Below are 25,645 nucleotides of genomic sequence, written 5' to 3'. Positions count from 1 at the left end.
GGACGGAGGCCGGGGCATGTCCAAGGAGCTGGCGAAGAGGCTGAGAGACGTGGTGGACCTCCTGGAGTCCGCCGTGGACGAGGGCGACTGCAGACTGGCGGAGGAGGCCTTAGACGAGCTGCGCAACATCGTCGAGGAGCTAGAGGAGTGACTTTTATAGTCTACAGGACAGCCCACTATTTTCACACCTCCCTCAGCCCCCGCCCTTTGGTGGATCTGGCGCACGCCGGGGAGAGGACCTCCTTGGATGTCCCAGAGGCGGCGAGGAGGCCGGTGGTGGTGAGCCGCGCCCACGCCGCCGCTGTGCACAGCCACAGGAGAAACGCCGGAGACGGGGTGCTCAAAAAGCTACGCGACGTGGGCGGAGTGATAGGCCTCGCCTTCATACCGTCTACGACATCCGGCGACCCCACCCCTAGAGATCTGGCGAAACACGCGAGGTACAGGATAAATTCGGCGTGGAGGTTTTAGCCATAGGCACGGACTACCTCGGCATATCTATAACGCCCAGGGGCTTGGAGCCGGTGGATAAGATCTTCCGCCTGGCTGAGGCGCTGACAGAGGCCGGCTTCAGACGTGAGGAGGCGGTCATGTGGCGAAACGCCGCGGGGGTCCTCAGGGAGGTTCTACCCTAGAACCACAGCGTGGGTCTTCCTGAGGGCCAGCTCCACCTCGCCGGGGGGCGCCCCCAGCCAGTTGGCCTCCGCCAGGGCGTCTCTGGTGATCGCCAGCCTGCCGTCTGGGAGCCGGAGGGCCCTCCTCTGGATCTCCCACATGAGCCTGTAGACCCTGTCTCTCTTGGCCTGGGCCCTGAGGATGGCCTCTTCAAGGGGGACGCCGGCTAGGGCCGAAAGCACGATCTCGGCTATCTTGTTTATCCTGTCCGGCACCCCCACGAGGGACCCCCTCAGCTCTATCCTGCACCTCTTCTCCACGCCGAGTAGCTCCGCCAGCCTCCTGGTGCCCGACTTGGCCGTCCTCTCCTTGTCCACGATCCCACCGATGATGAACTCCCAGTGGGACCGCGCCGCCTCCTCCGTGAAGAGGCAGTCCCCCTCGGGGTCGAGAACCACCGGCTTCTCCAGAGGCGGGGGGCCGCCCGAGATGTTCATCCGGTGGACAAGCCCCCTGGCGTGTAGGCCGAGCAGCTCCAGGAACTCCCCGGGGGCGTTCGTCACCCAGAGGTTGCCGTCCCAGAGCACCCTGCGTACGGCGCCCAACGTGGCGAGGATCTGCTCCACCAGCTCGTGCTTCTCCCCCGGCGTGTGTTCCCCCCACAGCGAGAGGTCGACCACGATCCGAGGCCTCTCCGGCGGCGAGAAATCGACCTCCAGCCGCCCCCCCGCGCACCGCCTCGCCAAAACCCAACGGCAGACCCCCGCGCCGCGGCCCCCCAAGACCTCCACCCCCTCCCACATCCCCAGCCGCCCGCCCCGCCTCTCCCCCCTACACACGGCGTATCTCCCCACGAGCACCCCCACGGCCACGCACTGGGGCACATCCCCCCAGCACCTAAAATGCGGCGGGAGACAAAGGGAGTCCACCCCCCTCTCCGCCAGAAACCGGAAAAACGACCTCCAAAGCGGGGCCAACACGCCGCCTCAACAAACCAGACATAAAAACCTAAACGGCGTCGCGGCTACCGCCCCGCGGCACGGCGGTGGACAAGGCGGGGTCTCCCTAGAAGGCGCTTGTCCCCCCGGCGCCGTTGGGCGGTGTTGTGGTGGCGGCGCTGACGGGAGCGCCGGGGGATGGGCGGCGGGTCAGTGAGCTCGTTGGAGGCGCGGTCGGTGGGAGTTGGGAGGGCGTTTTTAGGCCCACCAGTAGCGCTGGCGTAGGATCTGGGCGGCTTTCACCATCACCTTTAGCTTTTCTATGGCGACGGCGCGCGGGAAGGCGCGGTACATGCCGGGGGCGAAGCCGCAGTCTGGGTTTAGCCATATCCTGGTGGGGTCGACGTATTTGGCCACCTTCTCCACGTGGGCCACCACCTCGTCGACGGTCTCCACCCTCTTGGGGTCCCGGACGTCGATGGAGCCCAGCCCTATCTCCTTGTCCGAGGGGAGTATCTTGGCGAACTCCTCGGGGTTGCCCATCCTCGGGTGTTTGTACTCGACCACGTACTGCTTCACCTTCACGTCGAAGACCTGGGGGGCCAGGCGTTCGTAGCCCACTATTGGGGACTCCTCGGTGGGCCAGCGGTCTAGGTGCATGCCTATCCTCACGGAGGTGGTGTAGCCCTTTACTGTCTCGTTGACGAGGTCGACCGCCAGCTGTATCTCGTCTTTTAGGCCTCTGTACCTCTGGCCGTAGAGCTCGGAGGCCACCTGCTTGTACCTATCCGGCTTGTTCTGCTCCGCCTCGACTAAGTCGCCGAGCATGGGCTCGTCCAGCTGTATGAAGGCCACGCCGGCGTCTATAAGCCGTGCTATCTCGTTCCTCAGCACTTTGACGTAGGCCTCCGCGGCGTCCTCCGGCCTGGGGTAGTAGGGGGCGGAGATCTTGGCGTGCCACGCCTCCCACATTATGAGGTAGGGGGAGGGGAGAGTGACCTTGAGAGGCTTCTGGGTGACCTTCTTGGCGTACTGCACCTCGTCCACGGCGAGTACGCTGTCTTCTATGTAGCCAGCGATGACGGGCCTCCAGAGGGTGAGGGGTGCCTTGTACTTCTTCATTATCTCCTTGGCGTTGGGGTGTAGCTCCTCCACCCTCACGATCTTGAACCCCCTTATCTTCTGGCCGACGAAGGCCACGAAGGAGGTCCTCCGCTGCTCCCCGTCTGTGATCACGTCTAGGCCCGCCTCCTCCTGGTCCTTTATGGCCAGCTTGGCGGCGTCGTCGAGGTACTGGTTGAAGGTCTGCTGGTCCATCTGGCCCTTCTCGAACCTCTCGAAGGCCTCTATCAGCCAGGTGGGCCTGGGCCAGGAGCCCACCACCGATGTTATAAACGTCCTCGGGAGAGGCATGGCGCAACTCAAAGGTCTGTATTTAAATTTTGAAATTAGAAACGTCGCCATGAGGGCGCTCCTCCTCCTCATCGCGGCCGTCGCCCTGGCCCACGCCGCAACCGTTTTGACGAGGGCTGACCAGGCCTCCATCGACGCCGCCCTTCCCATTCTCCAGCGGCATCTGCCAGACGTCCGGGTGATACCCGCCGACCCGACCCAGTGGCGGGGGCTCATAGATAGGGGAGGGGTGGACTTCCTCTGGGCCGGGGCGCCCCTCCTCTACGAGTCCCTGCTGCGGGAGGGCTACCTAGCGCCTATGCCCGACGTCCCGGAGCTGAGGGAGATGCCCGAGAGGGCTGGGGGCGTCCCCCTCAAGAGGGTTGGGCCCGACGGCAGGGTGTACTACGTCGTCTACGCCCTGCTTGGGTACGTCATCGGCTACAGCGGCGAGGCTCTCGCCAAGGCCGGCGTCGAGCCCGCGTGTAGCTGGGCGGACCTCGCCTCGCCGAACTTAACCCTGTACTTCATCAAGACCGGGTCGAGGCCGGTGGCGCTGGCGCGCCCCACCAAGTCCACCTCCACAGCCGCGATGATGCAACTGGTGACCGAGATCTACGGCTGGGACGAGGGCTGGAGGCTCCTCACGGCTATGGCCGCCCACGCGAGGTTCGTCGACTCCAGCGGCGCCGTGAGAGACGCCGTGAGGAGAGGCGAGGCCCTGTTCGGCCCCATGGTTGATTATTACGTATTCCTCGCGGGGCTCGACTACTGCATTCCTAGAGACGGCACAGACGTGCTTTTCGACCCCATCGCGGTCCCCCGCGGCGCAAACGCCACTGCGGCGGCCGTCCTAACCAGGGTCTTCCTCTCGGAGGTGGAGAAGAGGCTTGTGGATAGGTACATCCTCCCCGGAAACCTAGCCCTCCTGGACTCCCCAGACGTGAACAGGACGAAGGCCGCCCTGCTGAAGCGCCACCTGGAGAAGCTCATGGCCTCCAGGGTGCTCGCCGTGCCGCCCGAGAAAAGCGCGTCGTACTACCACTCCTTCATCTACTACTACGAGGCCACCCTGGTGGACCTCCAGGACCAGCTCGCCTCCGTCTGGGGCAAGACAGTGGAGGCCTACCACGAGGGCAAGATATCTAGACAACAGTTCGAGAGGCTGTGGCGCCTCATCGCGGCGCCCCTCAACTACACAGACCCGGCCACGGGGGAGGCCACCTCCTTCACCTACCAGGTGGCAGCGGCGATAAACGACAGGGTAGCCAGGGACCCCGCCTACAGAGATAAGCTGATCCAGGCGTGGAGGGAGGCGGCTAGGGAGAGGTACCGGAGGGCGGAGGCCGAGCTGGAGTCCCTCCTCAACCCGCCCCGGAGGCCCACGCCGGCGCCCTACGCCGTAGCCGCCGCAGTTGCGCTGGCGCTTGCGGCAACTATATTCTACATATCGAGAAAACGTAAAATAAAAAATACAGTAAAGCTTTAGTACTAGTGTTTTATGTAGATTGTGGACGTGGTTTTTGTCGGCAAAATTCCGAGGCGCTACGTGGAGGCTCTGAAGAGGTTCGGCTTCAGGGTCTCGGATAGGATCCCACCGGAGGGGTCCGCGGTGGTGGTCATATACGGCGACTGCGAGGAGGCGGCCAAACGCGGCTATGCCTGTTTTACCCAGGAGGAGCTGGATGGCTTCGTAAAATTCCTTTTTTCCTACGTCTAGATGCCGACTGCGTCCAGGAAGTTTCTCCACTGGCAGTAGGCCTCCAACAGCGCGAGAGTGGGAAAAGGGGGGGGGTTATTTAACTCTCTTTACTTTCCCCACAGCGTTCGTCGTAGTACGTATACACGCCGCCCGCGCCAACTATAGACAGAGACTCAAACGTAGTCGGCGAGTCATCTGAAAGCCCCTCCTCCCGCAGAGTCTCAGTCAGTTTAATGAACCGTCCTACCGTGAGGTATTGGGTTTGGCCCATGTCCACACGTGGCGCGGAGGGGGAAAAGACAGAAGCATCCTTTCTGCCCCCTTGGTTCACCTGCCTGACGGCGTCGTTGTTAGGCAGGTGGGTCAGGAGAGCCGTTGTGAAGAGGCCGCGTTGGAGCCGCCTCCGTTGAGCCCCGCGGCAACGGCGTTACACCTCACGCGCGGCTCTACAGAGATCGCGCCTGAAAAAGTAGATTTCGCCAAGCGAGAGAAGGTAAAATATAGACATGGACAATACACCGAAGATATCGCGACCACCAAAAACACTCCCAAAACCGTAAGCCATGTATACTGACTGAGTGCCGTTAGGTCCGCAGTATGCTAGAACTGCATAATACAGCGCTAGGAAAACGGCTGTGTGAAGCAGAAACATGAGCATATCAAGATCACCAATATAATAGAATAATAAAATTAGAATAATAGGCACTAGAAAATATCTTTTTCTAACAGAACCCTGTAACATAGGGTATAAGTTCGTATCTATGTTGCAAGTCCGGCGGCGTGTCGAATAGTGAGAACGCCGCCGGCCTGGAGTTCATGAAGTAGTTCACCTGGCCGAAGACAGACGCGGCGACCGCCGACATGGCCAACGCTCAGCCTCATGAAGGCCAGAAATCCCCTTTTTTAAGTTTTACAGCTTTGATCTACGGCTGTGTTGCAGGCGTGGCCTAGCCGCGCCTGGGCGTGTCCGCCGGCTTTACAGACAGCCCGGGGCATGTTCGCCAGACGCCAATTTCAACTCCTCCACACACCTCCCGTCGGCGCCGACGGACAGATGAAACGTTGGAGTTGAAAGAGAGACTCTTTAGTTTTTCTTCCCCACACCCTTTACGCATATGGACCGAGCCTACCGAACACTGAAGATCAGAATCCCATGGCGTCTCGTCGAGGAACGCCCAGACGTCCTTGACCTTGTGTCAAGAATGCACTTAGCCGCAGAGGAATACGTCAAAAGACTGTTAAGGGAAATCACGGGGCAAGATGAAGGCTCACGGCGGAGGAGCTGGACAGACTCCTCACGCCGGACAAGAGGGAGCTGGCGCGCCGGATTATCGAGGAGGCGTTCCCCAAGTACGGTCTTAGGAAGTATTTCGCAGATCAAGCCAAAGTGTTTTGGCGCGATGTAGTGTTCCACAGGTCGGTTCCGTTAAACGCCCAACTTAGGACGTCAGACGAGAAGGACATGAGCAGAGCGGTCTTCGTCGATCTAAAGAGCGGCGTAGTCAGAGCGCGCAAGTTGGGCATATCGCCTTTCGCCGTCGAGTCAAAGAAGAGCAACGTCGCTTGGATAAGAGAGAGACTACAAGAAGGCGCCAAACTCAAACTGGCGTTCCTAGGCATAGAAAGGCGGAGGGGCAAGAAGGAGCTGACTTATGGTAAGCTATATGTCGCCCTTGTCTTCGCCAGAGAGGTGGCGCCTGTGGAGCCCAAAGCAATTATCGCCGTCGACGTGAACCGCCTTGACCACGGCACAATGGTGGGTCACCTGGTAGACGGCAAGATCGTAAGGCGGATGAGGCTTCCCGACGGACGCGCGGTTAAAAAGTTGAGGAGGCTCCACGAGAGGATAGGCGACCTTGAAAGGCGAGCCGCAGGTGAGGAGGATCCCGCCAGAAGGAGTTTTCTCGAGAGTAGAGCGCGCCGTCTCAAATCCAAGCGTTATAGAAAGATAAGGAGCATTGTGGAGCAGACCGCAAGCGAAATCGTAAAGCTGGCGAGAGAGCACCAGGCCGCCGTCGTGGTGGACGTAATGGACTACGAGACGTATATTGCGAGGAAGCAGAGCGGCGAGAGCGGCGACGGGAAGCACCTCTACGACGGGCATGGCCTGTCGCGCTGTTGGCTCCTCCAGGTAGTTGTCACGTAGTGTCTAGGTAGTGGAGTAGTGGGCCTGCCCAGTTGTCGAGTCTGGTCTGGAGGCCGTCTAGTGTCTTTTTTGCGATTTCTACGTCTTGGGGGCGGTGTTTTTCTATTCTGTCTTTGAGGTCTTTCCAGACGTCTGTGTAATCGCCTTCCCGGGTGAGGAGGATCATGTCGTAGCGCCACCCGATGTCTGGGTCATCTATTTCTATGCTTTCTACATAGGGCTTGGCGTCGCGGATGTCGCTGTAGAGACGCTTGAGCTTCTCCTTGTATAAGTCGAGGAGCTCCTCTGCGTTGCGTCCCCTCCACTCCTCTCCTCCGAAGAATTTGGTGAGGGAGTCCTCTCTCTCGCCTCCGATGGTTCTGTTTATGGACGAGGTGTTGAAGAGGATGAGGAGGTCGCATTGGCCGCCTGTGGCCTCTACTATGGTCTGGATGGTGGAGAAGTGGATATCTAACCCCTCTGGGTCTATGAAGACGAGGTAGTGGCTACCGCTTTCGTTTTTGAATAGAGCAACCAACGCGGCAAAGACATACGTTGCAGTCTTGACCAGGATCATTCGCCACTGCCTGACAGCGACGACGTGAGGCAAGTGTGTCAAGGGAGTAGAAAGAGAGTCTCTTTAGCTAGTTTTCTTTCCCATGCCACATACGCACATGGGCCAATCATACAGAACGCTGATGAAAAAACCGTGGCGGTTGGTAGAGAAGCATCCAGACGTCTTAGACATCGCCAGAACTACTCCGGACAAAACAACCCGTTTTTTCCTCCATCTCAACGACCACCACTCTAGGCGTCTCCACGGGCGGGCCCCGTGCTCCCCCGGGGAGACCGGGAGCCGCAAAGGGGAGCCATACCGAGGAGGAGCTGGATGGCTTCGTAAAATCTTTTCCTACGTCTAGATACCTACTGCGTCCAGGAAGTTTCTCCACTGACGGTAGGCCTCCAACAGCCTGTGCCCCTCCTGGGTGATGCAGTACACCCCCGCGTCTTCTCTTACGAGGCCCTTCTCGACTAGGCTCTCCATGATCTTCGCCATCCGGTCGTAGGCCAGGTTGGCCTCGGTGGCCAGCCGCGTAGGCGGTCTGCAGCCCGTGGAGAGCACGGCCAGTATGTCGGCGATTATCTCAAGCCTTGTGCGCCTCTTCCGAGCCATACCCCCAGCGCGAGGAAGAGGGCGGTTAGTAGCCTGAGGGGCGGGGCCGCCGGCGGCGGCAGGACGATGGATGCGGCTAGTGCGACGAAGGCCAGGGGGGTAAACGGCGGCGTCCTCCGCTCAGCCGCTTTTACAAACATCACAGCCGCGATGTATATGGCGAGGGCGGCGTCTAGGGGGCCCAGCAGGAGGGCCGCTGAGTAGAAGATGGCTGGGGTCACGGCGGCGGCTATTGACGCCAAGGCGGCCAGCAGGAGGACGTCGACGCCGGCCCTCAGGAGGGCGGCCTCCCTAGCCACGTGTCTAGCCGGCCCCCTCGAAAGGCCGAGGTATATGTCCAGGAGGGCCTCCAGCACGAGGGCGGCGGCGAGTAGGGCCATGCCGAGGGAGTACAGGCTGAGCCTCCGGTCGCGTAGCGACCTCCACGCCCTGTAGACCTCGAAGCCGACATACAGCGCCAGGGCGGCGGCGGCTAGGTCGGCTAGGAAGAGCATTACTCGTAGCGGAGGGCCGCCACGATGTTTATCCTGCTGGCTCTGTAGGCGGGGAGGAAGGCCCCCAGGAGGTTGATGCCCACCACCAGGGCGGCTGTGGCGGCGACGATCGCCGGGTCAACCTCGATGTGTGAGATGTTGAAGGTGGGGTGGGGGGCCGTGCGGGGCGCCGCGGCTGATGTGCTCTGGCCGCCGAAGGGCAGCCCCATCTGCGAGAGGGGGAGCAGCAGAGCGGCTCCGATGGCGACGCCGATGAGGGCGACTATGGCGGCCTCCCCGAGGAACATGGCCAGAACGTGTCTCCTCTTGTAGCCGAGGGCCCTGAGAACTCCGATCTCCTTGGTCTTCTGGACCACGCTTATGGACATGGTGTCGTAGAGCCAGAGGGCTGTGATGACGGTGCTCACGCCCGCTATTAGGCCTAGGAAGAGCTGGAAGGAGGTCAAGAAGCTGTTTATAGTCTGGAGCACCGCCTGGGGGGATATCACGTCTACGTTGGGGAAGGCGGCTCTCACGTCGTTTGCCACCTGCTCCACGAGGGAGGGGTCTCTGAGGACGAGCACCACAACGCTGTACGTCGTCACGCCGGTGGCCTGGCGGAAGGCCGAGATGTCCATCACCACCCCCCTCGCCGTGTCTATGTAGCCCAGGGCCCCCGTGGCGAGTATCCCCGAGGCGATGGCGTTTATCGACCTCTTGCCTATGGATAGGGAGAGGGGCGACCCGACGGAGATCCTCTGCTCCCCCGTGGATCTGTCGAAGGCCACGTAGTACCCAGCCAGCACCAAGCTCGACCCGACGACCATCTCCCCCTCGTAGAGGGCGGTGGGCGGCAGGAGGAGCCGCAGGAGGGCAGGGTCGACCCCATATACAGTGACCGGGATAGGCGTGGCCTGGCCCGAGATCCTGACGACGCCTCTGGCGCTGGCTATGGGGATAGCCGCCTCCACGCCCTCGATGGTCGACAGCGTGCCGACGTCTGCGTCTGTAAACAGCGCCCCTGTGACGTACGCCACGTTGGTCTGGAAGTTGGAGGTGAAGTAGCGCGTGGTGTAGTCCTTAAAGGTCTGGCCGAGGAGCAGCGCGTAGCTCAGCGCCGAGAAGGCGATGACGACGCCGACGATGGCCCCCACCGTCCTCCCCTTCCTCTCCCAGAGGGCCTGCCAAGACAGCCTAAGGATCTCCAGAAGCACTTCCACCACAGCAGTGTAGGTAATAAAGTTAACTCACCAGTCCGTGAGCTTTGTATATATAGGGGGTATCCCCCACGGCTATGGACAAGAGGATCCTCCTGGCCGCCGCCCTGGCCCTCATCGCCCAGGGCCAGACGGCGGCGGGCCCCGCTGTGGACTACCTCTGGCTCGGCGCCAAGTGGACGCAACTACCGAAGTTCCCCGGCGACGTGGGCGTGTTGAGCGTCTCCTTCTACCTCTCGGCGCAGTACGTAGACGTCTCAGTCTCTCTAACGCCGAGGTGCCCCTACCTCGTCCCCCTCGAGTCGGCATCGCTCCCGTCGGCGGGGCCGGGGGTGGTGTCCGTGGCGCTCAAGGCGTCGGTTTCCGCGCTCAACGTGACGTGTCCCGTAAACGTGGAGATACGCGCCACATATAGGGCAACCGGCTCGGGCCTTGCCTCGGGGATAGACAGGGTTGAGTACGCCGAGGTGTACATACCGCCCTACCCTACGGCCAACGTGACGGCCGCGGGGGTGGCGTACTTGGGCCTCCCAAGCCGGATCAACCTAACGGTCTCCAGCCCCTACGCCCTAACCGGCATCTTAACGCTCCAGGGGCAGGGGGCCAGGGTGGTTTCGCCGTCCGGCCCCGTGGTCGTAGGCGGGAGGGGGGCGGCTGTGCCGGTGGTCGTGGTGGCCGACAGCCCCAGCGCCCTTCTACAGGCGACGATACAGACAAGGGACTGGCTGGGGAACCCCGTGCTCCTGTCCTACGCCGTGCCGCTGGCCACCGCGCCGCCCCCGCCGCCCCTCCTCTACGTAAGCTCTGCCGCCCTCTACGCCAGTAGGTACAACCGCGTCAACCTGACCGTGGTTCTGCCCGTCCCGGCCGACGGGACGGCGGTGGTGGCGGCGTCGGGGGCTGTGACGCCTCAGTCAAGCGTGTCTATCCCGATAAGGGGCGGCCGCGGCTCGGCGTCGCTGGACGTCTACCCCGTCTCCCCCGTGGTCACCTTCACGGCGCAGGTGACGTACCAGATCGCAGGCGTATCGAAAACCGAGCAGGTCTCGGCCTCAGCCGCCGTGCAACAGGCGGCGGGCGGCGCCTCTAGGCTAGACGTGAGGCCGACCCGCCTAATCGCGGGCGTGGCCAACAACCTAACTCTCCTCGTCTCGGCGCCGGGGCCCTTCAACGCCACCGTCTCCGTGTCCAACGCCGCCGTGGATAAGCCCATGCCCTACACCTTCGGCGGGGTGGACAAGGCGGCGGCCGGCCTAGTGGTGACGCCCCTCTCCAGCCAACCCGTCGCCATCGCCGTCACGATATACCACAGCCAGGGCGTGGATCAGTACACCGTGAGCCTCCCCGTCTCCTCATCCTCCATATTTACCGTCGTTCCGAGCCCCTCCCTCGTCAAATCCGGCGGCAACAGGACGGTGGTCGTGACGGTCATCAACAGCGGAGACGTGGCCGTGGAGAAGGCCGTGGTGACGATATCGCCGGCGACGTCGGCCGTCCTGGCTCCGACATACACCTTCCAGATCGGGAGGCTCGCCCCCCTGGAGAGCGTACAGTTGCCCATCTCCTTCATAGCGCCGGCCACCTACGTAGGAGCGGCGGCCTTCACCTACGGCATCGTGTACACCACAGAGCTGGGGACCGCCGGCGCGGCCCAGGGCACCTTCTACCTCCAGGTCCTCCAGACCCCGGCCGTCAACGTCACCAACATAGCTGTCGTCCCCCAGGAGGTGGAGGCCAAGAGGACCTTCTACATATCTGTGACCGTGGTCAACAGAGGCTTCACCCCGGTGACCAACCTCCAGGTCGAGGCTAAGCCGCCGCGCGGCATCAAGCCGGTGACGGCGCCTATCTACTTCGCCGGCCAGCTAGACCCGCAACAGACCGCCACCATACCCCTCAGCTTCAACGCCACGGCCCCCGGCCGCTACGAAATACAGCTTCTGGTCAGCTACACCGACCAGTACGGCAACCTCTACACGGCCCCCTACACCGTCACCGTGGCGGTGGCCAACGCCACCGGGCGGACCCCTCAAGCCGGCGCACAGCGGCAGACAACGCCGCCGGCCGCCTACATCGCAACCGCGGCTCTAGCCGCCGCGGCCGCAGTCGGATACCTCTACCTCAGGAGGAGGAGGAAAGCCTCTGGATGAGGAACCTGTAGAAGTCCTCCGCCTCCGCCTCGTCCATATACGCAACCCCCAGCCTCTCCGCGAGCTCCCTATCCCCCACAACCACCACGAACCTCCCCTCAAGAGGCGGCAACCCCTCCCCAAGCCCCCTAACCTCTAGACCATCCGCCTTTAGGCTCCTCCAATGCTGCGGCACATCGCCTTTAAAAAGCAACAACAGCGACATGCCATGCGAAAACTTTGGCATATTTAAGCATTACGTCGGTTTTGGAAGAGCTAACGCGTACAACCGGCGTCGCCACCGGTCGGACTCGCCCTCGCCAGTCACAGATCCTCTAGAATTAACTTCTCCACGGGTTTATATGCCCCCCGCCGGGGGATGTGAGACCGCGGAATCCCTTTCAGGCCGCGGCGGCAACCTCCGCCGCGCCCCACTCTAGTCCTCCTCTTCACCCTCCCCCGCCTCCGCAACCGCGGCGGGCTCCTCGGCGTAGAGCTCCCTCCTCCTGGCCTCCAGAAGCTCCTCGGGCCTCCCGGCGAGGCTGGCGTAGGTGGCCACCACCACCCCCCTCCTCTCGGCCAGCTCAAAAAGGGGCGCCACCTTCTCCCTCCACTGAACGTCCCGGAGGAGGTGGTGGGCGAGGACTAGGGTGTGGGGCCTCAGCTCCACGAGCTCCGCCAGGTTTTTAACCGCCTTCTCGAGATCCCAGCCGAGGTAGGTGGGCGGTCCCCCGACGACGACCACGGTGGGCCTCGCCCCCCTGGCGAAGGCGATGGGCTCCGGCTCCAGAGGCCCCTCCACGTCTGGGAGAAACACGAGCCTCTCCTCCCCATCGCTGACGGCGAAGCCGAGGACGCGCCCCGTCTTCGACCCGGCGGGGCCGTGCCAGAGGGGCGGGGAGGCGGCGACCCTCGTCCCCCCGAAGGCCCACTCGCCTCCGTCTGCGTAAACCGCCTCCGCCCCCGCCTCCCGTAGGGCCTTGGATAGGCCGTAGTGCCTCCTCCTCTGGGACCAGTTCAGGTCCTGGGGGCTCTTCAGGAGGACCCTCTTCCCCCCGTACACCCTCTTGTACATCTCGCCGTCTGTGGCCATGTAGACGCTGGGGTACCAGGGGGTGAAGTGGTCTCGGTGGTAGTGGCTGACTGTGACCACGTCTGCGGCCTCCGCAAGCCGCAGTATCTCCGCCCTCACAGCCCGGGCCCTCTCCAGCTCCCGGGGGTGCGGCGGCAGCCCGAAGCGCCTCGGCGCTAGGGACACCCCCGCGTCGAAGAGTATCCTAACGTCGCGGGTCTCGACGTAGAAACACATCGACCTAACCCCGAGGGACTCCTCTCCCACCGGGGAAAAATCCATCACCTACAGCCCCTAACCAGCTCGACCCTCTGGGACCCTCCCACCTGCACCAGCCTCACGAAGCCGTATTTGGAGAGCTTGTGGAGGTGCCTGTGGAGGGTGGTCTTCGGAAGGCCGAGGGCCTCCTGGAGCTCGCCCCTGTCCGCGGAACCGCCCCTCTTCTCAAGCTCCCTGAGGATGGCTACATCCGTCTCGTGTAGATCGCCGCAGTCGCCCCCGCCGCCGCCCCTCCTCCTAGCCAACAGATACGCCGCAACCGCCACAGCCGCCACAGCCGCGACGGCCGCGCCGACTAGCCATTGAGTCTGCGCCCCGGCTCCAGAAGGCGGCGTGGGAGTAGCCGTGGGGGTCGGCTGAGGCGCGGACGTGGTGGCCGGGGTGGCTGTCGGCGTAGCCGTCGGAGTGGCTGTGGGAGGCGCCGTGGCCTTCGGCGCAGTTTGCGTCGTGGCGGGGGGCTGGGTCGGAGGCGGCTTTATCTCTACCTTGAAGAAGTAGTATGTGACTGTGGCGGGGCCTGTGAGGTAGAGGTATAGGCCTGTCTTGTTCAGCTTCGTCTGCCTAGGTAGCGGGTTTATGTCTTGTATCATTACCCCGGGGGGCGCTTGGATTACGACGTCGCCTCCGCCTAGGCTTACTTTATACACACCGCTGGAGTTTTCAAACCTGGGGACGTATATAGCTACGGCGGGGTCTCCGCCCTGGAGTATGTACAGGTTGCCGCCGACTACCCAGGTGGGCAGGACGGCGCCGCTTGGCGAAAAGGCCGCCACGTCGGAGGCGGGAGGAGCGGGAAGCGTGTAGTTTCCAAACATGGCGGCTGGGAGCAGGAGTATGAGGACCGGGGGCGCGGTGAGGTTCAATATCACCAACACGGCGGCTGTTCCGCCTGTCTATTTTAACGTTCCGCACGTGGTTCCGCGGCGGGACTATTTATCCCCCCTATTCCAGGTGGGCCATGGAAAGGAAGGTTATCCCGGTAATAGCGCTGGCGGCGCTGGCCGCCCTGGCCCAGGCGGCCTCGGTAAACGCAACCGCGGACTTCCACCTATGGTTGAAATGTAAAGCTATAGAGCTATATATAAATACCACCGGGGCGAACTTCACGCTACCGCAGTGCGACGCCCTGCTCGCCCAGTTGAACAAGACTTATGTAGTTACGGCGCCTACTGCGCAGCCGCTTCCCATGATCGGCGTGGGGGAGCTGAAGATGCTAAATGTGTCGGACCCCAAGGCGGTGTTTCAACAGATTAGGGAGATCAGGCTAGCCGCGATTAAGGAGCTGGGCAAGCACTTGAACAGAACCGTGGATCGGGTCTATGCGAACATAAACGCCTCCGCCGACATAGAAAACGCCACGGAGGGGGGCCTCAGGGCTCTGATGCGGGTTAGGGCGTTGCTGGGCCGGGTAAACGCCTCCCGCGCCGCCGTGGAGGCGGTGGATAGAAACATCGAAAGGCTGAGGCTACTCCGCGAGGTATATATGTACGGCAACGCCACGGCATACGTGGCCGGAAGAGTTAACCTCACAGATAGAGGCCTGGAAGAGGCCATCGACCACCTGGAGCGGGTCCTGGCTAGGGCGAGGGAGCTACAGGAGCACTTCGAAAAGCTGAAGCTAGCCCAGCTGGCGCAAGTCGTGGCCCTCCGCGCCCATCTAATCAACGAAACCATCTCACTACTCACAGTACTGAAGACGCTACCCCCCGAAATGAGGGGAGACGCGGTCAGGGCAATCGCGGCCCACAAGTGGTCCGAGCGGTACAAGGTAATAGATGACATTATGTCGCGGGCGAAGGGCGCTGCCGGCGGAGGCGCCTCCGGCGAAGGGAGAGGAAGCGGTGCCGGCGGAGGCGGCGGTCAGGTAAGCTGGAGCGGCGGCATGGGTGGACAGGGCAGTGGCGGCGGAAGCGGGCAGGGGAGCTGGTCGGGTAGCGGAGGCTGGAGCGGCGGTCAAGGATCCGGCGGAGGCTCTGGAAGCGGACAGGGTAGCGGAGGCTGGAAAGGCAGATAAACAAAACGCCTTTTTCAACTCCTTCTCCTTTTTCCAAGGAGAACCGGCGGCTCGTGGGAGGTTCTTAGTTAGCATGTGGTCCACCTCCTCACGCAGGTGGGTGGCACGTGGGGGGTGAGCCTTATTTTTTCTGCGGCTTTGTAGATGGGGTTGCCGCTCTTCCGGACGCAGTCTGCGTCGACCTCCACCACCGCCGGGTTTTGTCTTCTTCTCGCGTTGAGACAAGCCGTCTCCACGTCCACGGCCAGGTGGACGTAGAGCCTCCTCATGGGGAGGATGCCCTGGCTTAGGATGGAGGGCAGGACGTGTATTGCGGTTCCGTGGTAGAGGAGCGGCGTGTCTGAGTCGACCTCGTATCTGATGTGTACCTTTATGGTGTGGCCGTAGCGCGCCCTCACCCGGCCGCCTCTGATCTCGAAGCGGCCTTTGTCGTCTAGTTGGGCCACGGCCTTCAGCACCTGTGGGCTCGCGGGGAGTCCGGCTCTCCGCATGCCCTCCGCCAGCGCGTTCAGGTCCGCCCAGCCCTCCCCGTCCAGCTCTATGCCCAGGACGCGGGGGCTGTGGCGTAGGGCGAGGGATAGGAGTTTAGAGATCTTGAGGCGTGTGGCGCCGTCTAAGACAGCCGCCGTCGGCGCCCCGCAGTGGACTTCCACCTCTACGTAGGCTCCACACACGGGGCACCGCCTGATGTCGCGCACGGAGTTGCCCCCTCCAGGTTTTTAATCTGTGCTGTCGGCAGGCGGCGCGTCTGGGGGCCGCCTCGGCCCCAGAGGGGCGCCGAGGGGCCCTCGTTTGGCCAGCTCCGGCGGGCCGCCGGCGTGGCGCCGCGTGCGGGCTATGTGCGGCAGTTGCCAGCGGCTTCGCCTAGGATCCCCAGCGCCTGGGTGAAGCGGGGTGGGGGCTCTACGCCGAGCCCCACTCTCACCGCGCGGGGTGCCTTCATGAAGGTCCCGGGCATGACCTTGACCCCCCGTTTTAGGAGCCCCTCGGCGAAGGCGACGTCGTCGCATCCCACCTCCACTAGGGCTATGGGCATGTGGGGGTTGTAGATGGCGTTTGGAAACGCGGAGAGCAGCGCCGCCGCGTTTTTGTCTATCACGGCGAGGTTCCTCCTCTTGACCTCCTCCCTCCTGGACAGGAGCGCCGCCGCGGCTCTCTTCTCCAGGTCGCGGGGGCCCGGGTTTGCCAAGTCCTTGAGGGCGCGTATCTTCTCCACGATGCGGGAGTCGCCGAAGGCCCAGCCGAGTCTGTAGTCGCTTGTGTAGAACTTGTCCGTGCTGTGGACGTAGACGGCGTTCTCCAGAGGGAGGCCTCCGAGGTCGTCTGTGACGAAGTCGGAGAATATGATGTCCACTATGAGGACGGCGCCCCGCCTCCTGGCCTCGTCGGCGAGCTCCCGGAGCTCCCCCCGGCCAAGGAACCTCCCCGTGGGGTTGTTGGGGTTTGAGAAGACGAGTGCTGTCTCCGGCCCGAGGGGGGCCTCCCAGACGTCTCTAACCTCCACGTGCCTCACCCCCATGGCGCCGGGTAGCCTCCATATCGGCTCGTACTCGGGGGCCACCGTGACCACGGCCTTCGGCCTCACCGCGTGGAAGGCGAGGAAGAGACCCTCCTGGGCGCCCGCCGTGAGGGCGAGCTCCCGGGGGGATATCCTGTAGAGCGACGTGAGGATCTCCCCCACGGGGGGCTCGTCCGCCGGCTCGACCTCTATCTTCGCCACGCCGCTGCTGGCGAGGTCGTACTCCGCGGGCCTCTCCCTAATCCACTTGAACATCTCCACGGAGGCGCGGCGTTGTACATTTATTAAGTTGCGTCTGGGCTACGGCGTGAGGTGTAGCTACTGCGGGGCCCCCCTAGACGTAACCCCCGACTCAGTCGTCGTGGTGTGTAGATACTGCGGGAGGGCCAACTTCCTCGCCGGGGAGCCCCGGGACGTCCTGGCCGTCCCCACCCTCCCGGCCTCCGAGGTGGTGAAGAGGGCCGTCGAGAGGACGCGGCGCGACCTCAGCCTCAGGTGGAGGATCTCAGAGATCAACTTCGCGAGCCCGGATCTCTACTACCTCCCCTTCTACCTCGTAGACGCCAGGCTATCCGCGGTTTATCAAGCGACCGTGGTGGTGACCTACACCAAGACGGTGTATGTGAGGGGGCAGCCGCGGGCTGAGACCGTCACTAGGGTGGTGAGGGTTGGGGGCAGGGTGGCTCTTGCAGACGTGGTGGCCGTCTTGGCGAGGAGGGCCGCCTGGGGCCTCTCCATAGACAGACTTACAAGCCACTTCTTCAAGACTGGGCCTGAGCCCAGGCCCCTCGCAGAGGTCGCCTCGGGGGGCCAGGCCTCTGCCTTCATGGCCGGCGAGTTTACGGCGGAGCGGGCTAAGGCCAAGGCGGTTAGAGCCCTCATCCCCCGGCTCCTCGCCGCCGTCGACCGAGACGCCGAGGAGAGGGCCAGGGCGGCCGTCGGCGTGTTCACGGCGGCGGCCCGCGTAAGGGATAAGACGGTGGACTACGAGGTGGAGAGGCTTGCGGCCTCCCCCCTGACCTACCTCCCGCTGTGGGTTATGCCGTATTTCTACCGCGGCTCCAGCTTCCGCTACTACATAGCGGGTTGGGACGGCGAGGTTGTGCTGGCTGAGGAGCCCGTCTTCGCCGAGCACAAGGCGGCGAGCCTGCTGGCGGCGGCCGCCGCAGGCGGCCTCGCCGGGGGGCTCGGCTACGCGGCGCTGGGGGTTGACCCCTATGTGGGAGCCGCCGTGGTGGCGGCGGGCGGCGCCCTCTCCTACATGGCGGCTGGGGGCCTCCTCAGGAGCCGCAGGGTGGAGAAATGATTGTACAGTGCCCCTACTGCGGGGCAAGGTACGAGGCCCCCCCGGGGAGGAGGTTCTACGTCTGCCCCTACTGCGGGACGGTGGTGAGCGAGGGGAGGACCTACGAGAGGGTCTACATCTTCAAGCCGTCTGTGGACAAAACCGCGGCCTTCCGCACCGCGCTGGGCTTCCGGCCCGTGGGGGCGCCGGAGGATCTCCCCGCGGCTTCGCCGACGGGGGCCGAGCTCCACTTCCTCCCCCTCTACCTCTACCACGTCGTCTTTGAGCCTCTCCCGGAGCTGGAGACCTACGCAGCAGCCCTCGCCATGTCGAAGCCGCCTTTTGAGCTGCCCAGCGGCTACTCCTTCCCAGCCAGGTGGAGGACCCCCTTCAAGCCGTCCCTCGAGAGGGTGGGCGTCTTCCACCAGCCAGATCTAGAGCCCGAGGCGGCTTTTAGATCCCTGGAGGAGGTGGTGGAGGAGGCGAGGACCTACGCCTCTGTGTTTAAGACGAGGGTGCAGGTTGAGTGGAGCTTCGAGGGGATCGTGTACTACCCCTTCTGGGCCTTGACCTACCAGTACGGGGGTAGGAGCTACGGCGCTTTGGTAGACGGCGCGGATGGCTCCCTCCTCAGGCTGGAGTACCCCCTCTCCAGGAGGGGGAGGGCGGAGGGTCTCGCGCTGGGGGTAGCCGCGGCTTTGGGGGCGGCGGCGGTAGGCGCGCTGGCAGCCTTCGCGCTGGGGCTACCGCCCTCCAGCGGGGCCGCGGGCGGGGGGTTGGCGGGCCTCGGGGCTCTGCTTAGGCTTACGGCCTTCGCCGCCGCGAGGAGGGGGAGGTACGAGGGGGGCGCGAGGCTGTAGCGCCGGCGCATCGGGCGGCAACCCTTATATATTGGGCCTGGGGTAGCTCCATGGGCAAGGTCGCGTATCTGGTGTTGGCCGTCCTAATAGTGGGGGCGGCGCTCTACTTCCTATACACCGCGCAGAGCGCCGCGCGGAGCCTCGCCCCCGGCGGAGGCGGGCCTGCCGCGGAAGCCGGCGTCTCCACGACGGCGGCGGCCGGGGCCTCTGCCACAACGCCGCGGTTGCCCTTCGGAGGGGGGAACTACGAGGTGAACTACACCGTGTCGGTGACGGTGTCTATCGGCGGCGTGTCTGTGTCGATGAGGGGGTGGTCTGTGGAGGGGGCGGGCCCGCTTGGGAACTACAGCTTCGGCGTTTTTTACGTCTCCGTCCCGCCGCGGGGGCCCCTGAGGGTTGAGTACAAGGCCGCCACGGAGGGCCGCACTGCCTACGTCGTGACCTGCGCAGGGGGGCAGTGCCAAGGCGAGATGAAGCCGGCGAACAGCTCCTCTCTCTACCTCCTGAGGGGGGAGGTGGCCTCCGCCAGGTCGCTGGGGCCGTGCTCCGCGTTGGGGTACACCGGCGTAGAGGTGGAGGAGAGCGGCCGCCTCACCCAGGGGCAGGTGGCCCAGCTGTTGGGCGACTTGGGGGGCAACGGCACTGGGACATACACCGTGAGGAGGTGCGAGGTCAACGGCGTGGCGCTCAAGAGCGTGGGGACGGCCTATCTAAACGTGACAGTCTACGGGCAACGCCTAACTGTGGCGGTGTCTGTGGAATCCGCCGCCGTCTCCGCCGGCCCGTTTGACGGGGAGAGATACAGGCGTGTGCTGGCGGAGGCCAAGGCCGCCGCGCCGGCTAAGGCCTAGCCGCCGGCAGGCACCTCTTCCGCCTCCTCAGCTCCTCCACGGCCCTCCTGGGGTCATAGCCGGCCGCCAGAAGTCTCTCGAGGTGTAGCTCCGTGGGGATGCCCTCCTCCAGGAGGACGTCCGCCGCCTTGTCTATGGGGAGGTCCCTCTCGTATATCGTCCAGGCGGCCTTGTTCAGCTTGAGGAGGACCCTCGGCTCAAGCCGGAGCCCCACGGCGGCGCAGATGTCCACCTCCACCCTCCTCAAGCCGCCTCTCAGCGGCGCCGGGCCGTGTTCCCCCCGGAGCGCCTTTAGAGCCACGGCGGAGGCCTCCGTGACGCACCGCTCCACGAGCCCGGCGAGCACCTCGGCCTGCCCCCTCGATATGCCGGTCACCCCGAGGAGGCCGCCCATCTTGGCCACCTCGGCCGCCCTCTCCATTATGTACCGCCTGTCTAACTCGCCGTCTGCGCCGGGAGACATGACGAGCAACTCCGCGTAGGCCCCGCCCTCTGCCAGCTTGGCCAACACGGCGAGGCCGTAGGCGTCGGCCAGCGGGCTCCCCAGCGACTCCTCGCAGCCGATTCCCAGCACGTCCCCGCCCACGTCTACCCCCACCACCCCGCCGAACCGCGCCAGGGCTTTAGCAAGCTCCGACGGCCTTCTGTAGGGGTCCACGATGTATATGGGCTTCCCCAGGACCTCGGCGGCGCACATGCCCTGTGTCTTGAACCTTCTCCCACCCCTCTCCACGTAGCTACCGGCCGTGGCCAGGTAGAGCCCGCCGCCCAGCTCCTCCACGCCTCTCAGCGCCTCGGGGGGTACCGGGCCCGGCGTGGGGTCAACCACGTATCTCTCCCAGGGTATCTGGCCGACGGGGTTGTCGCCGGCAAGCGCCGCCGCCATCACCACGTCTCCCCCGCCGCCGATGGCGAGGTAGAGGGTCATCTTCTGCCCGCCAGCAGGGCGAAGAGTGAGACGAAGACCAGGGCGACGCCGGCCACCAGCAGGGGAGGCGCCGCGCCTCCCGCCGCTGTCGAGACGCCCGCTATGGTCAACACGCCGCCCCACAGCAGAGCCTCCCTAGTTCCCCCAAGCGCTGCGTAGGCGGCGCCGAAGACGGCCAGGGGGATGCCCACAGCCGCGTTTAACGAAAGGGGGGCGGCGCCGAGCGACGCCGCTATTAGGTAGAGGCCGAGGGCGAGGGCCGCGAGGGCGGCTGCCCTCTCGCCCGGGGTCATAGCTTGGCTCCGCAGTTCATGCAGAACTTGGCGTCGGGCGGGTTCACGAAGCCGCACTGGGGGCACCTCTTGCCCAGCATATAGCCGCAGTTTATGCAGTATTTAGCCCCCGGCGGGTTGACGTATCCACACTGGGGGCAGACCACGCCCTGCTGAGCGGCGGGCTGCGCCGGCTGGGGCGGCGGCGCGGCTTGTTGCTGAGGCCAGAGGAGGGGCGGTATGAGGACTATGCCCGTCCCGGCGGCCGCCCCGGGGCTTTTGCCCAACTCCGCCGCGGCCTTCTGCACGGTCTCCATCCTCAGATACTCGGCGGGGTTAACCCCGGTGGCTCTGATGAAGAAGAGGCGGTCTCTCCACACCTGGTCGGTCACGTCTAGGCCTTCGAACCTGACGTCTACCAGCTCCAGGCCCAGCCTCCTGAAGTGGGGGTCTATGGCGTTTTTAGCGATGAAGCTTACCTGGTCGAGGTTGCCGTATATGGTGAATATGGACTGGCGGGAGAGCTCGGCCATTAGAAGCTCGTTGAAGTAGCCTCTGAGGAACCTCTGGAGGTCCTCCGTGGTGTATATGTTCTGGCCCCCCACCACCTGGGTCACAAAGAGGGCCGGGTCGGCGACGCGGAACCACGCGGAGCCGTAGAACTGTATGGGGGCGAGCTCCGCCGTCTGCCCCCGCCCGCCGAAGGGGAGCTGGTGTTGCTTCAGCGAGACGTATATGACGACGGCCACAAAAGGCGATTTGTCGAAGCCGGCGATCCTACTCAGGGCTTGGGTGAGGAGGGGCAGGTTGAGGGTGGTCAAGGTGTGTCTCCCGGCCCTAAACACGTCGTAGACCTTGCCGTCCCGCATGAAGACAGCCGCCTGCCACTCCTCGACGATGAGCTGGGCCCCCCACTCGATCCTGTCCACGGGGTACCTCCAGATGATCTCCCCCTCCTTGGGGCTGACCCACTGTATGACCTGCGGCATCGCCCCGTCCGGCGCGCTTGTATATATACTTAGCCCCTGCCGAGAAGTCTATCGAGGAGCCCCCTCTTCCTCCCGCCGGACTCCCACTGGGGCTGCGGCGGCGTCTTTATGGCGTCGAGTATCCTACTGCGCTCGTCCACCGCCGAGTCGAGGCTCTGGAGCTGGGCGAGGATCTGCCTAAGCGCGTCGAGCCACTCCTGGGAGAGCGGCCTCAGAGCCTTTAGGGAGGAGGCGGCCTCGGCCACCCTCTTCGCCGTCTCCACGAGAGCTAGGTCGTGTCTGTAGACCTCCTCGAGGACGGACTCGTCCACCTTGGCCAGGTCGAAGAAGCCGGAGTAGCCGTGTTGCGCCTTGTCTATCTTCTGGGCCACTTTGTCGAGAGCCGCCTTCACGGAGTCCCAGAGGAACCTCGCCTCTGGGTTCGCCGCCACGGCCCTAGCCTCCGTGGGGCTCAGCGTCAGCTGCGCCGCGGCGGCGGACAGTATAGACGCGACGTGCCGTCTAACAAGGGCGTCTGTCTCCCTCCTCACCTCCTTCTCCTTATACCCCACGTAGCCCGGTATATAGGAGGCGATCCTCTCCAGGAGGTTTTTCTCAAAACTCACGCCTCCTACGCCCCACCTCTATAAAAAGGTTCGGCCTACGCGTCGGCCGCTTGGGCGCTACTGAAGATACGGCTTAAAGGCCGGCGGGAGCTCCCTTGAGAGCCAGGCGAGGAACCTCTCCACCTCCTCCACAGCGGCGTAGGCCACCCCCAACTCCTCGGCGAGCTCCCTATCTCCCACGACAATCACGAACCTACCCCTTATGTACCGCCCCAGGTCGGAGACCGTCTCCACGTCTGGGCACGCCTCCAGAGAGGCGACGTCGTATCCCCACCACCTAAGCTTGAGGAGGTGGCTGGGCGGACACTTCCTGAATATGAAGACCACGCGATGTTCCATGACATGTACTACCAACTTCGTTTTAAGTTTTGATGCTTTCTACCATCTCCTTCACCTCGGCCTCGAAGTCGGGTCTGGGCTCTATGCCGAGTAGACGCCTCATTTTTCCGCAACTGAAGGCCTTGTCTAGGTAGGGAAGGTGTCTTCTGAGGTCCGGGGGCGCCGCCAGGCGCAGTAGGGCTACGGGGACGGGGATGGGTAGCGGGCGCTTCCCCAGGGCCTTAGCTATGGCTTTTACGAAGTCCGAGAGGGGCCGGGGGTGGCACTCGGTGGCGAAGAGGTGTTGCCGGGTCAAGGCCAGAGACGCCTTCACGACCTTGGCGAGCTCTCTGGCGGATATCGCGGACACCCTCGCCTTCAGCATGGGGGCGAAGCCCCTTTCAACTAGCCGGGTGAGGGTCAGCCACTCGGGGTGGGTGTTGAACCTGCCGTATACCAAGACGGGGCGGATGATCACCCAGTCGTCGAAGCAACGGGCGACGGCCTCCTCGCCGGCCGCCTTCGACCTGTCGAAGTCGTTGTCCGGGGCCACGCCGTGTAGGTGGGGCTCCTCCTCCTCTATTACCGCCCCCACGGGCCCTCTGACGGTGGCGGCGGAGAAGTGGACCACCTTGCCGCGCCAACCCGCCCTCCTCGCGGCGTCGCAGAGGAGGCGGGGGAACTCGGCGTTTGCCCGCCACAGCTCTTGGGGCCCGCCGAAGTACTCCCCCACGAGGTTTATCACGACGTGGGGGCTAGCCCTCTCCAGAGCCGTCGCTGGGTCCCTATACTCCAGGAGGGTGGCGTAGCGGGCCACGAAGCGGGCTAGGCGGGGCTTGGCCTGGGGCGACCCGGGCCTGTGGGCTACGTACAGCTCGTGCTCCGACAGCGCCTCGGCTAGGTTCGCCCCTATGAAGCCCAAGCCGCCGAAGAGCAAGATCCGCATGTCGATACGTGGAAATAGATTTAAAAAGGCGGGCCGTGTGCCTCGTGAGGCCTCTCCTGGCGCTTGCCCTGTTGGCGGCGGCCGCCGCGGCGCTAGGCATAAGAGACTGGAACGACAGGCCGCTTGTCTACGGCACCGCGGCGGTTTTCGACGAGGGGGGTTCCCTCGTTGGGCTTACCTACGTCTTCGGAGGAGAGGCTCTGTACGGGCTCCCGTGGCGGCCCGGCTACGTCCTCCGGGTGGCGTGGGGGATCGCTACGCCGTCTGAAGCCGCCTCCGGCCGCGTGATCTGGATATACGACAGCTCCGTTGCCAGAGACGTATACGAGCTGGGGGCGCCGGGGGGCGGCAAGATAAGGACGTGGGTCTACCCAGTCACCGTGGTGGTTAGAGAGGCCGGGGGGCGGCCGGCCGCCGGCTGCTACGCGAGGGTGGTAGACGCGGCGAGCGGAGGTAGGTGGGTAAACGTCTTCGCCTCCACGGCCTCCGACGGCTCTGTCAGACTGTACCAAGCCCCCGCCACGGACTACATAGTTTCTATATACTGCGGCGGCTACCTGGCGGCCACGGCTAAGTTTTCGGTGCAACGGGGCGCCCCCTCCACGGCGTGGAACTACGAAATCGCCGTGGAGTACATAACCAGCGTGAAGGTGGAGAACGCGCCTTAGCCACTGGCGTACGCGGAGCCTTCATCGTGGCCCAACCGGGCCGCTCTACCCCCGGAATCTGCTGCCGATCCCTATATAAGCTTTGGGGGAGAGAAAAGCTTATAAATGTCTGAATATCTCCCACCTGCCCCTAACCCGGCCACAGGCGCCGGTGCTACACCCGGACTCTTCAGAACCCGGAAGTTAAGGCCGGCGCCGCGGACGGGAGTACTGGGCTCCGAGAGGGCCCGGGAAACCGCCGTGCTGGGAGGGGGCTTTTCAGTTTTGATCCCCTCTTCACAGCTCTGTGCGGCGGCGCTAGCTCATCACGCCGCCTGTGTCAACACCTCCGTATTTTAACCTCGTCCCCGGTCTTCAGGCCGTAGGCCGAGGCGGCGTTGCCCATAACCACGGCGAGCTCCAGGTAGCCCTCGCTGTTTATGAGCAACACGGCGTCGCCGGGGGCGGCTCTGCCGTAGGTCTCCACGTATCTAGCCCTCAAGACTCCTCTCGGCGTTTCTACACACAGCACGTCTCCGTAGGCGGCGCCGGGGAGGGACCTGGCCGAGGTGTAGACGTTGCCGAATCTGTCCACGTACACCACCCTGCCGTATACAACGCCGTCTTCTACCCTGGCCTCGGGGATCTCCAGCCTCCTCCACTGCGCCACAGGCGTCCCCAGGAGGCGCGGCTCCACCCCCAGGGAGAGGTAGGCGGCGGCTGGGGCGAAGACGTCGCGGCCGTGGAAGGTCTTGGAGAGCTGGGGGAGCCCAACGCCTATTCTGTAGGCCTCCAACACGCCGTCTTCCTCAGCGGCGGGGGCCAGCAGGCCGTTGTCTGGGCCGACGAAGAGGTACCCCCTGGTCTTGAGGAGAAGCGGCGCCCTCTCCGTCCCCACGCCTGGGTCGACAACCGCTACGAAGATGGTGCCTCTTGGGAACCAGCGGTAGACCGCCTTGAGGACGAAGGCCCCCGTCTGGACGTCTTGTGGGGGGACGTCGTGGGTTATGTCCACGATCTGGGCACGGGGGTTTATGGAGAGTATAACCCCCTTCATCGCCGCCACGAAGTAGTCTCTTCCGAAGTCTGTGAGAAGCGCTATGAGGGGCCGTTCCATACCCCGTTATCTCCAGTAAAGTTTTATACTTCGTGCCCCATTGGCACAAAGGAGCGGCGGCCGTCTAGGCGGCTGAGAATCCAGAACCACGGCGGGTTTTAGGGATGTTGGACTCAGGTAATTACCCACGCCGTCGCCGTTCGGCGTAGGCTTCATACGTGCGCCACAGGGGCGCGAG

Annotated in this window: 28 protein-coding genes, 1 rRNA gene and 2 pseudogenes; 12 read left to right on the top strand and 19 right to left on the bottom strand. The window is 64.0% G+C overall.

What is annotated here, in order from left to right; genetic code table 11:
* The first annotated feature begins 16 nt into the window (after positions 1 to 16).
* Together TNEU_RS10480 and TNEU_RS10415 are read left to right on the top strand one after the other, a co-directional pair.
* A complete protein-coding gene (locus TNEU_RS10480; RefSeq protein ID WP_012350303.1) occupies positions 17 to 151 on the top strand; it encodes a hypothetical protein in 135 nt (44 codons plus the stop codon).
* Positions 148 to 635: pseudogene (locus tag TNEU_RS10415) on the top strand (membrane dipeptidase). The gene TNEU_RS10480 and the pseudogene TNEU_RS10415 overlap by 4 nt, the downstream one beginning before the upstream one ends.
* Here the strand turns inward: TNEU_RS10415 and trm10 are convergent.
* Positions 627 to 1,592, bottom strand: a complete 966-nt coding sequence (trm10, locus tag TNEU_RS04740; protein WP_148682491.1) for a tRNA (adenine(9)-N1)-methyltransferase Trm10 — start codon at positions 1,590 to 1,592, stop codon at positions 627 to 629. The pseudogene TNEU_RS10415 and the gene trm10 overlap by 9 nt on opposite strands.
* 219 nt (positions 1,593 to 1,811) lie before the next feature.
* Positions 1,812 to 2,966, bottom strand: coding sequence for a cobalamin-independent methionine synthase II family protein (locus TNEU_RS04735; RefSeq protein ID WP_012350301.1), 1,155 nt, complete (start codon positions 2,964 to 2,966; stop codon positions 1,812 to 1,814).
* Positions 2,967 to 3,015: 49 nt separating this feature from the next.
* On the opposite strand from TNEU_RS04735, the gene TNEU_RS04730 reads away from it, so the two are divergent.
* Together TNEU_RS04730 and TNEU_RS04725 are read left to right on the top strand one after the other, a co-directional pair.
* Positions 3,016 to 4,434 (top strand): ABC transporter substrate-binding protein, encoded by a 1,419-nt coding sequence (locus TNEU_RS04730; protein ID WP_012350300.1) that lies wholly within the window; start codon positions 3,016 to 3,018, stop codon positions 4,432 to 4,434.
* A 21-nt stretch (positions 4,435 to 4,455) separates the two neighbouring features.
* Positions 4,456 to 4,665: a hypothetical protein gene (locus TNEU_RS04725; protein WP_012350299.1), complete on the top strand. Its 210-nt coding sequence runs from the start codon at positions 4,456 to 4,458 to the stop codon at positions 4,663 to 4,665.
* 704 nt (positions 4,666 to 5,369) lie between these two features.
* Here the strand turns inward: TNEU_RS04725 and TNEU_RS10250 are convergent.
* A complete protein-coding gene (locus tag TNEU_RS10250) occupies positions 5,370 to 5,510 on the bottom strand; it encodes a hypothetical protein (RefSeq protein WP_187146746.1) in 141 nt (46 codons plus the stop codon).
* 252 nt (positions 5,511 to 5,762) lie between these two features.
* Here TNEU_RS10250 and TNEU_RS04720 point away from each other — a divergent pair.
* Positions 5,763 to 6,763 (top strand): annotated as a pseudogene (locus tag TNEU_RS04720) (zinc ribbon domain-containing protein); the annotation flags it as partial.
* 22 nt (positions 6,764 to 6,785) lie between these two features.
* Here the strand turns inward: TNEU_RS04720 and TNEU_RS04715 are convergent.
* From TNEU_RS04715 to TNEU_RS04700, 4 genes are all read right to left on the bottom strand, one after another.
* Positions 6,786 to 7,349 (bottom strand): hypothetical protein, encoded by a 564-nt coding sequence (locus TNEU_RS04715; protein WP_012350297.1) that lies wholly within the window; start codon positions 7,347 to 7,349, stop codon positions 6,786 to 6,788.
* Between the two features lie 339 nt (positions 7,350 to 7,688).
* Positions 7,689 to 7,946, bottom strand: coding sequence for an Sso10a family chromatin protein (gene sso10a / locus TNEU_RS04710; RefSeq protein ID WP_012350296.1), 258 nt, complete (start codon positions 7,944 to 7,946; stop codon positions 7,689 to 7,691).
* Entirely contained in the window at positions 7,913 to 8,440 is a 528-nt protein-coding gene (locus TNEU_RS04705; protein ID WP_012350295.1) for a hypothetical protein, read from the bottom strand. Before TNEU_RS04705 ends, sso10a begins: the two co-directional genes overlap by 34 nt.
* Positions 8,440 to 9,633, bottom strand: coding sequence for an ABC transporter permease (locus tag TNEU_RS04700; protein WP_148682351.1), 1,194 nt, complete (start codon positions 9,631 to 9,633; stop codon positions 8,440 to 8,442). The genes TNEU_RS04705 and TNEU_RS04700 overlap by 1 nt, the downstream gene beginning before the upstream one ends.
* 80 nt (positions 9,634 to 9,713) lie before the next feature.
* Between TNEU_RS04700 and TNEU_RS04695 the strand changes: the two genes are divergently transcribed.
* Positions 9,714 to 11,786, top strand: coding sequence for a COG1361 family protein (locus TNEU_RS04695; protein ID WP_012350293.1), 2,073 nt, complete (start codon positions 9,714 to 9,716; stop codon positions 11,784 to 11,786).
* On the opposite strand, the gene TNEU_RS04690 is transcribed toward TNEU_RS04695, so the two are convergent.
* From TNEU_RS04690 to TNEU_RS04680, 3 genes are all read right to left on the bottom strand, one after another.
* Complete coding sequence (locus TNEU_RS04690; RefSeq protein ID WP_012350292.1) at positions 11,758 to 11,991, bottom strand: hypothetical protein; 234 nt, start codon at positions 11,989 to 11,991, stop codon at positions 11,758 to 11,760. The two genes, TNEU_RS04695 and TNEU_RS04690, sit on opposite strands and share 29 nt — an antisense overlap.
* Before the next feature lie 210 nt (positions 11,992 to 12,201).
* Complete coding sequence (locus TNEU_RS04685) at positions 12,202 to 13,119, bottom strand: MBL fold metallo-hydrolase (protein WP_012350291.1); 918 nt, start codon at positions 13,117 to 13,119, stop codon at positions 12,202 to 12,204.
* A complete protein-coding gene (locus TNEU_RS04680) occupies positions 13,119 to 13,991 on the bottom strand; it encodes a helix-turn-helix transcriptional regulator (protein WP_012350290.1) in 873 nt (290 codons plus the stop codon). Before TNEU_RS04680 ends, TNEU_RS04685 begins: the two co-directional genes overlap by 1 nt.
* Before the next feature lie 83 nt (positions 13,992 to 14,074).
* On the opposite strand from TNEU_RS04680, the gene TNEU_RS04675 reads away from it, so the two are divergent.
* Positions 14,075 to 15,130: a hypothetical protein gene (locus TNEU_RS04675; RefSeq protein WP_012350289.1), complete on the top strand. Its 1,056-nt coding sequence runs from the start codon at positions 14,075 to 14,077 to the stop codon at positions 15,128 to 15,130.
* Between the two features lie 68 nt (positions 15,131 to 15,198).
* Here the strand turns inward: TNEU_RS04675 and TNEU_RS04670 are convergent, their stop codons facing one another.
* Entirely contained in the window at positions 15,199 to 15,828 is a 630-nt protein-coding gene (locus TNEU_RS04670) for an RNA 2'-phosphotransferase (RefSeq protein ID WP_012350288.1), read from the bottom strand.
* Between the two features lie 137 nt (positions 15,829 to 15,965).
* The gene (locus TNEU_RS04665; RefSeq protein ID WP_012350287.1) at positions 15,966 to 16,904 is read right to left on the bottom strand and encodes a pyridoxal phosphate-dependent aminotransferase; all 939 of its coding nucleotides are present in this window, start codon (positions 16,902 to 16,904) and stop codon (positions 15,966 to 15,968) included.
* A gap of 52 nt (positions 16,905 to 16,956) precedes the next feature.
* Here TNEU_RS04665 and TNEU_RS04660 point away from each other — a divergent pair, with 52 nt between their 5' ends.
* From TNEU_RS04660 to TNEU_RS04650, 3 genes are read left to right on the top strand one after another with little or no spacing between them, the layout of a single operon-like run.
* Positions 16,957 to 17,955, top strand: a complete 999-nt coding sequence (locus TNEU_RS04660) for a zinc ribbon domain-containing protein (protein WP_012350286.1) — start codon at positions 16,957 to 16,959, stop codon at positions 17,953 to 17,955.
* Positions 17,952 to 18,794 (top strand): TFIIB-type zinc ribbon-containing protein, encoded by an 843-nt coding sequence (locus TNEU_RS04655; RefSeq protein WP_012350285.1) that lies wholly within the window; start codon positions 17,952 to 17,954, stop codon positions 18,792 to 18,794. The genes TNEU_RS04660 and TNEU_RS04655 overlap by 4 nt, the downstream gene beginning before the upstream one ends.
* A gap of 50 nt (positions 18,795 to 18,844) precedes the next feature.
* Positions 18,845 to 19,645: a hypothetical protein gene (locus TNEU_RS04650; RefSeq protein WP_012350284.1), complete on the top strand. Its 801-nt coding sequence runs from the start codon at positions 18,845 to 18,847 to the stop codon at positions 19,643 to 19,645.
* On the opposite strand, the gene TNEU_RS04645 is transcribed toward TNEU_RS04650, so the two are convergent.
* From TNEU_RS04645 to TNEU_RS04620, 6 genes are read right to left on the bottom strand one after another with little or no spacing between them, the layout of a single operon-like run.
* Complete coding sequence (locus tag TNEU_RS04645) at positions 19,635 to 20,573, bottom strand: DUF1152 domain-containing protein (RefSeq protein WP_012350283.1); 939 nt, start codon at positions 20,571 to 20,573, stop codon at positions 19,635 to 19,637. The genes TNEU_RS04650 and TNEU_RS04645 overlap by 11 nt on opposite strands.
* Positions 20,570 to 20,866 (bottom strand): hypothetical protein, encoded by a 297-nt coding sequence (locus TNEU_RS04640; protein ID WP_012350282.1) that lies wholly within the window; start codon positions 20,864 to 20,866, stop codon positions 20,570 to 20,572. The genes TNEU_RS04645 and TNEU_RS04640 overlap by 4 nt, the downstream gene beginning before the upstream one ends.
* Entirely contained in the window at positions 20,863 to 21,834 is a 972-nt protein-coding gene (locus TNEU_RS04635; RefSeq protein WP_012350281.1) for an SPFH domain-containing protein, read from the bottom strand. Before TNEU_RS04635 ends, TNEU_RS04640 begins: the two co-directional genes overlap by 4 nt.
* Positions 21,835 to 21,863: 29 nt before the next feature.
* Positions 21,864 to 22,439, bottom strand: a complete 576-nt coding sequence (locus tag TNEU_RS04630) for a hypothetical protein (RefSeq protein WP_012350280.1) — start codon at positions 22,437 to 22,439, stop codon at positions 21,864 to 21,866.
* A gap of 57 nt (positions 22,440 to 22,496) precedes the next feature.
* Positions 22,497 to 22,778 (bottom strand): hypothetical protein, encoded by a 282-nt coding sequence (locus tag TNEU_RS04625; protein ID WP_012350279.1) that lies wholly within the window; start codon positions 22,776 to 22,778, stop codon positions 22,497 to 22,499.
* Between the two features lie 22 nt (positions 22,779 to 22,800).
* Entirely contained in the window at positions 22,801 to 23,703 is a 903-nt protein-coding gene (locus TNEU_RS04620) for an NAD-dependent epimerase/dehydratase family protein (protein WP_012350278.1), read from the bottom strand.
* A 35-nt stretch (positions 23,704 to 23,738) separates the two neighbouring features.
* Between TNEU_RS04620 and TNEU_RS04615 the strand changes: the two genes are divergently transcribed.
* Together TNEU_RS04615 and rrf are read left to right on the top strand one after the other, a co-directional pair.
* The gene (locus TNEU_RS04615) at positions 23,739 to 24,371 is read left to right on the top strand and encodes a hypothetical protein (RefSeq protein WP_012350277.1); all 633 of its coding nucleotides are present in this window, start codon (positions 23,739 to 23,741) and stop codon (positions 24,369 to 24,371) included.
* 131 nt (positions 24,372 to 24,502) lie between these two features.
* Positions 24,503 to 24,623 (top strand): 5S ribosomal RNA (gene rrf / locus TNEU_RS04610).
* A 67-nt stretch (positions 24,624 to 24,690) separates the two neighbouring features.
* On the opposite strand, the gene TNEU_RS04605 is transcribed toward rrf, so the two are convergent.
* Positions 24,691 to 25,467 (bottom strand): SAM hydrolase/SAM-dependent halogenase family protein, encoded by a 777-nt coding sequence (locus TNEU_RS04605; protein WP_012350276.1) that lies wholly within the window; start codon positions 25,465 to 25,467, stop codon positions 24,691 to 24,693.
* Positions 25,468 to 25,645 lie beyond the last annotated feature (178 nt).

The organism is Pyrobaculum neutrophilum V24Sta, assembly GCF_000019805.1.
Classification (GTDB): Archaea; Thermoproteota; Thermoprotei; order Thermoproteales; family Thermoproteaceae; genus Pyrobaculum; species Pyrobaculum neutrophilum.
The sequence above is the reverse complement of the archived record's forward strand: the minus strand, read 5'-3'. Positions and strand labels throughout refer to the sequence as shown.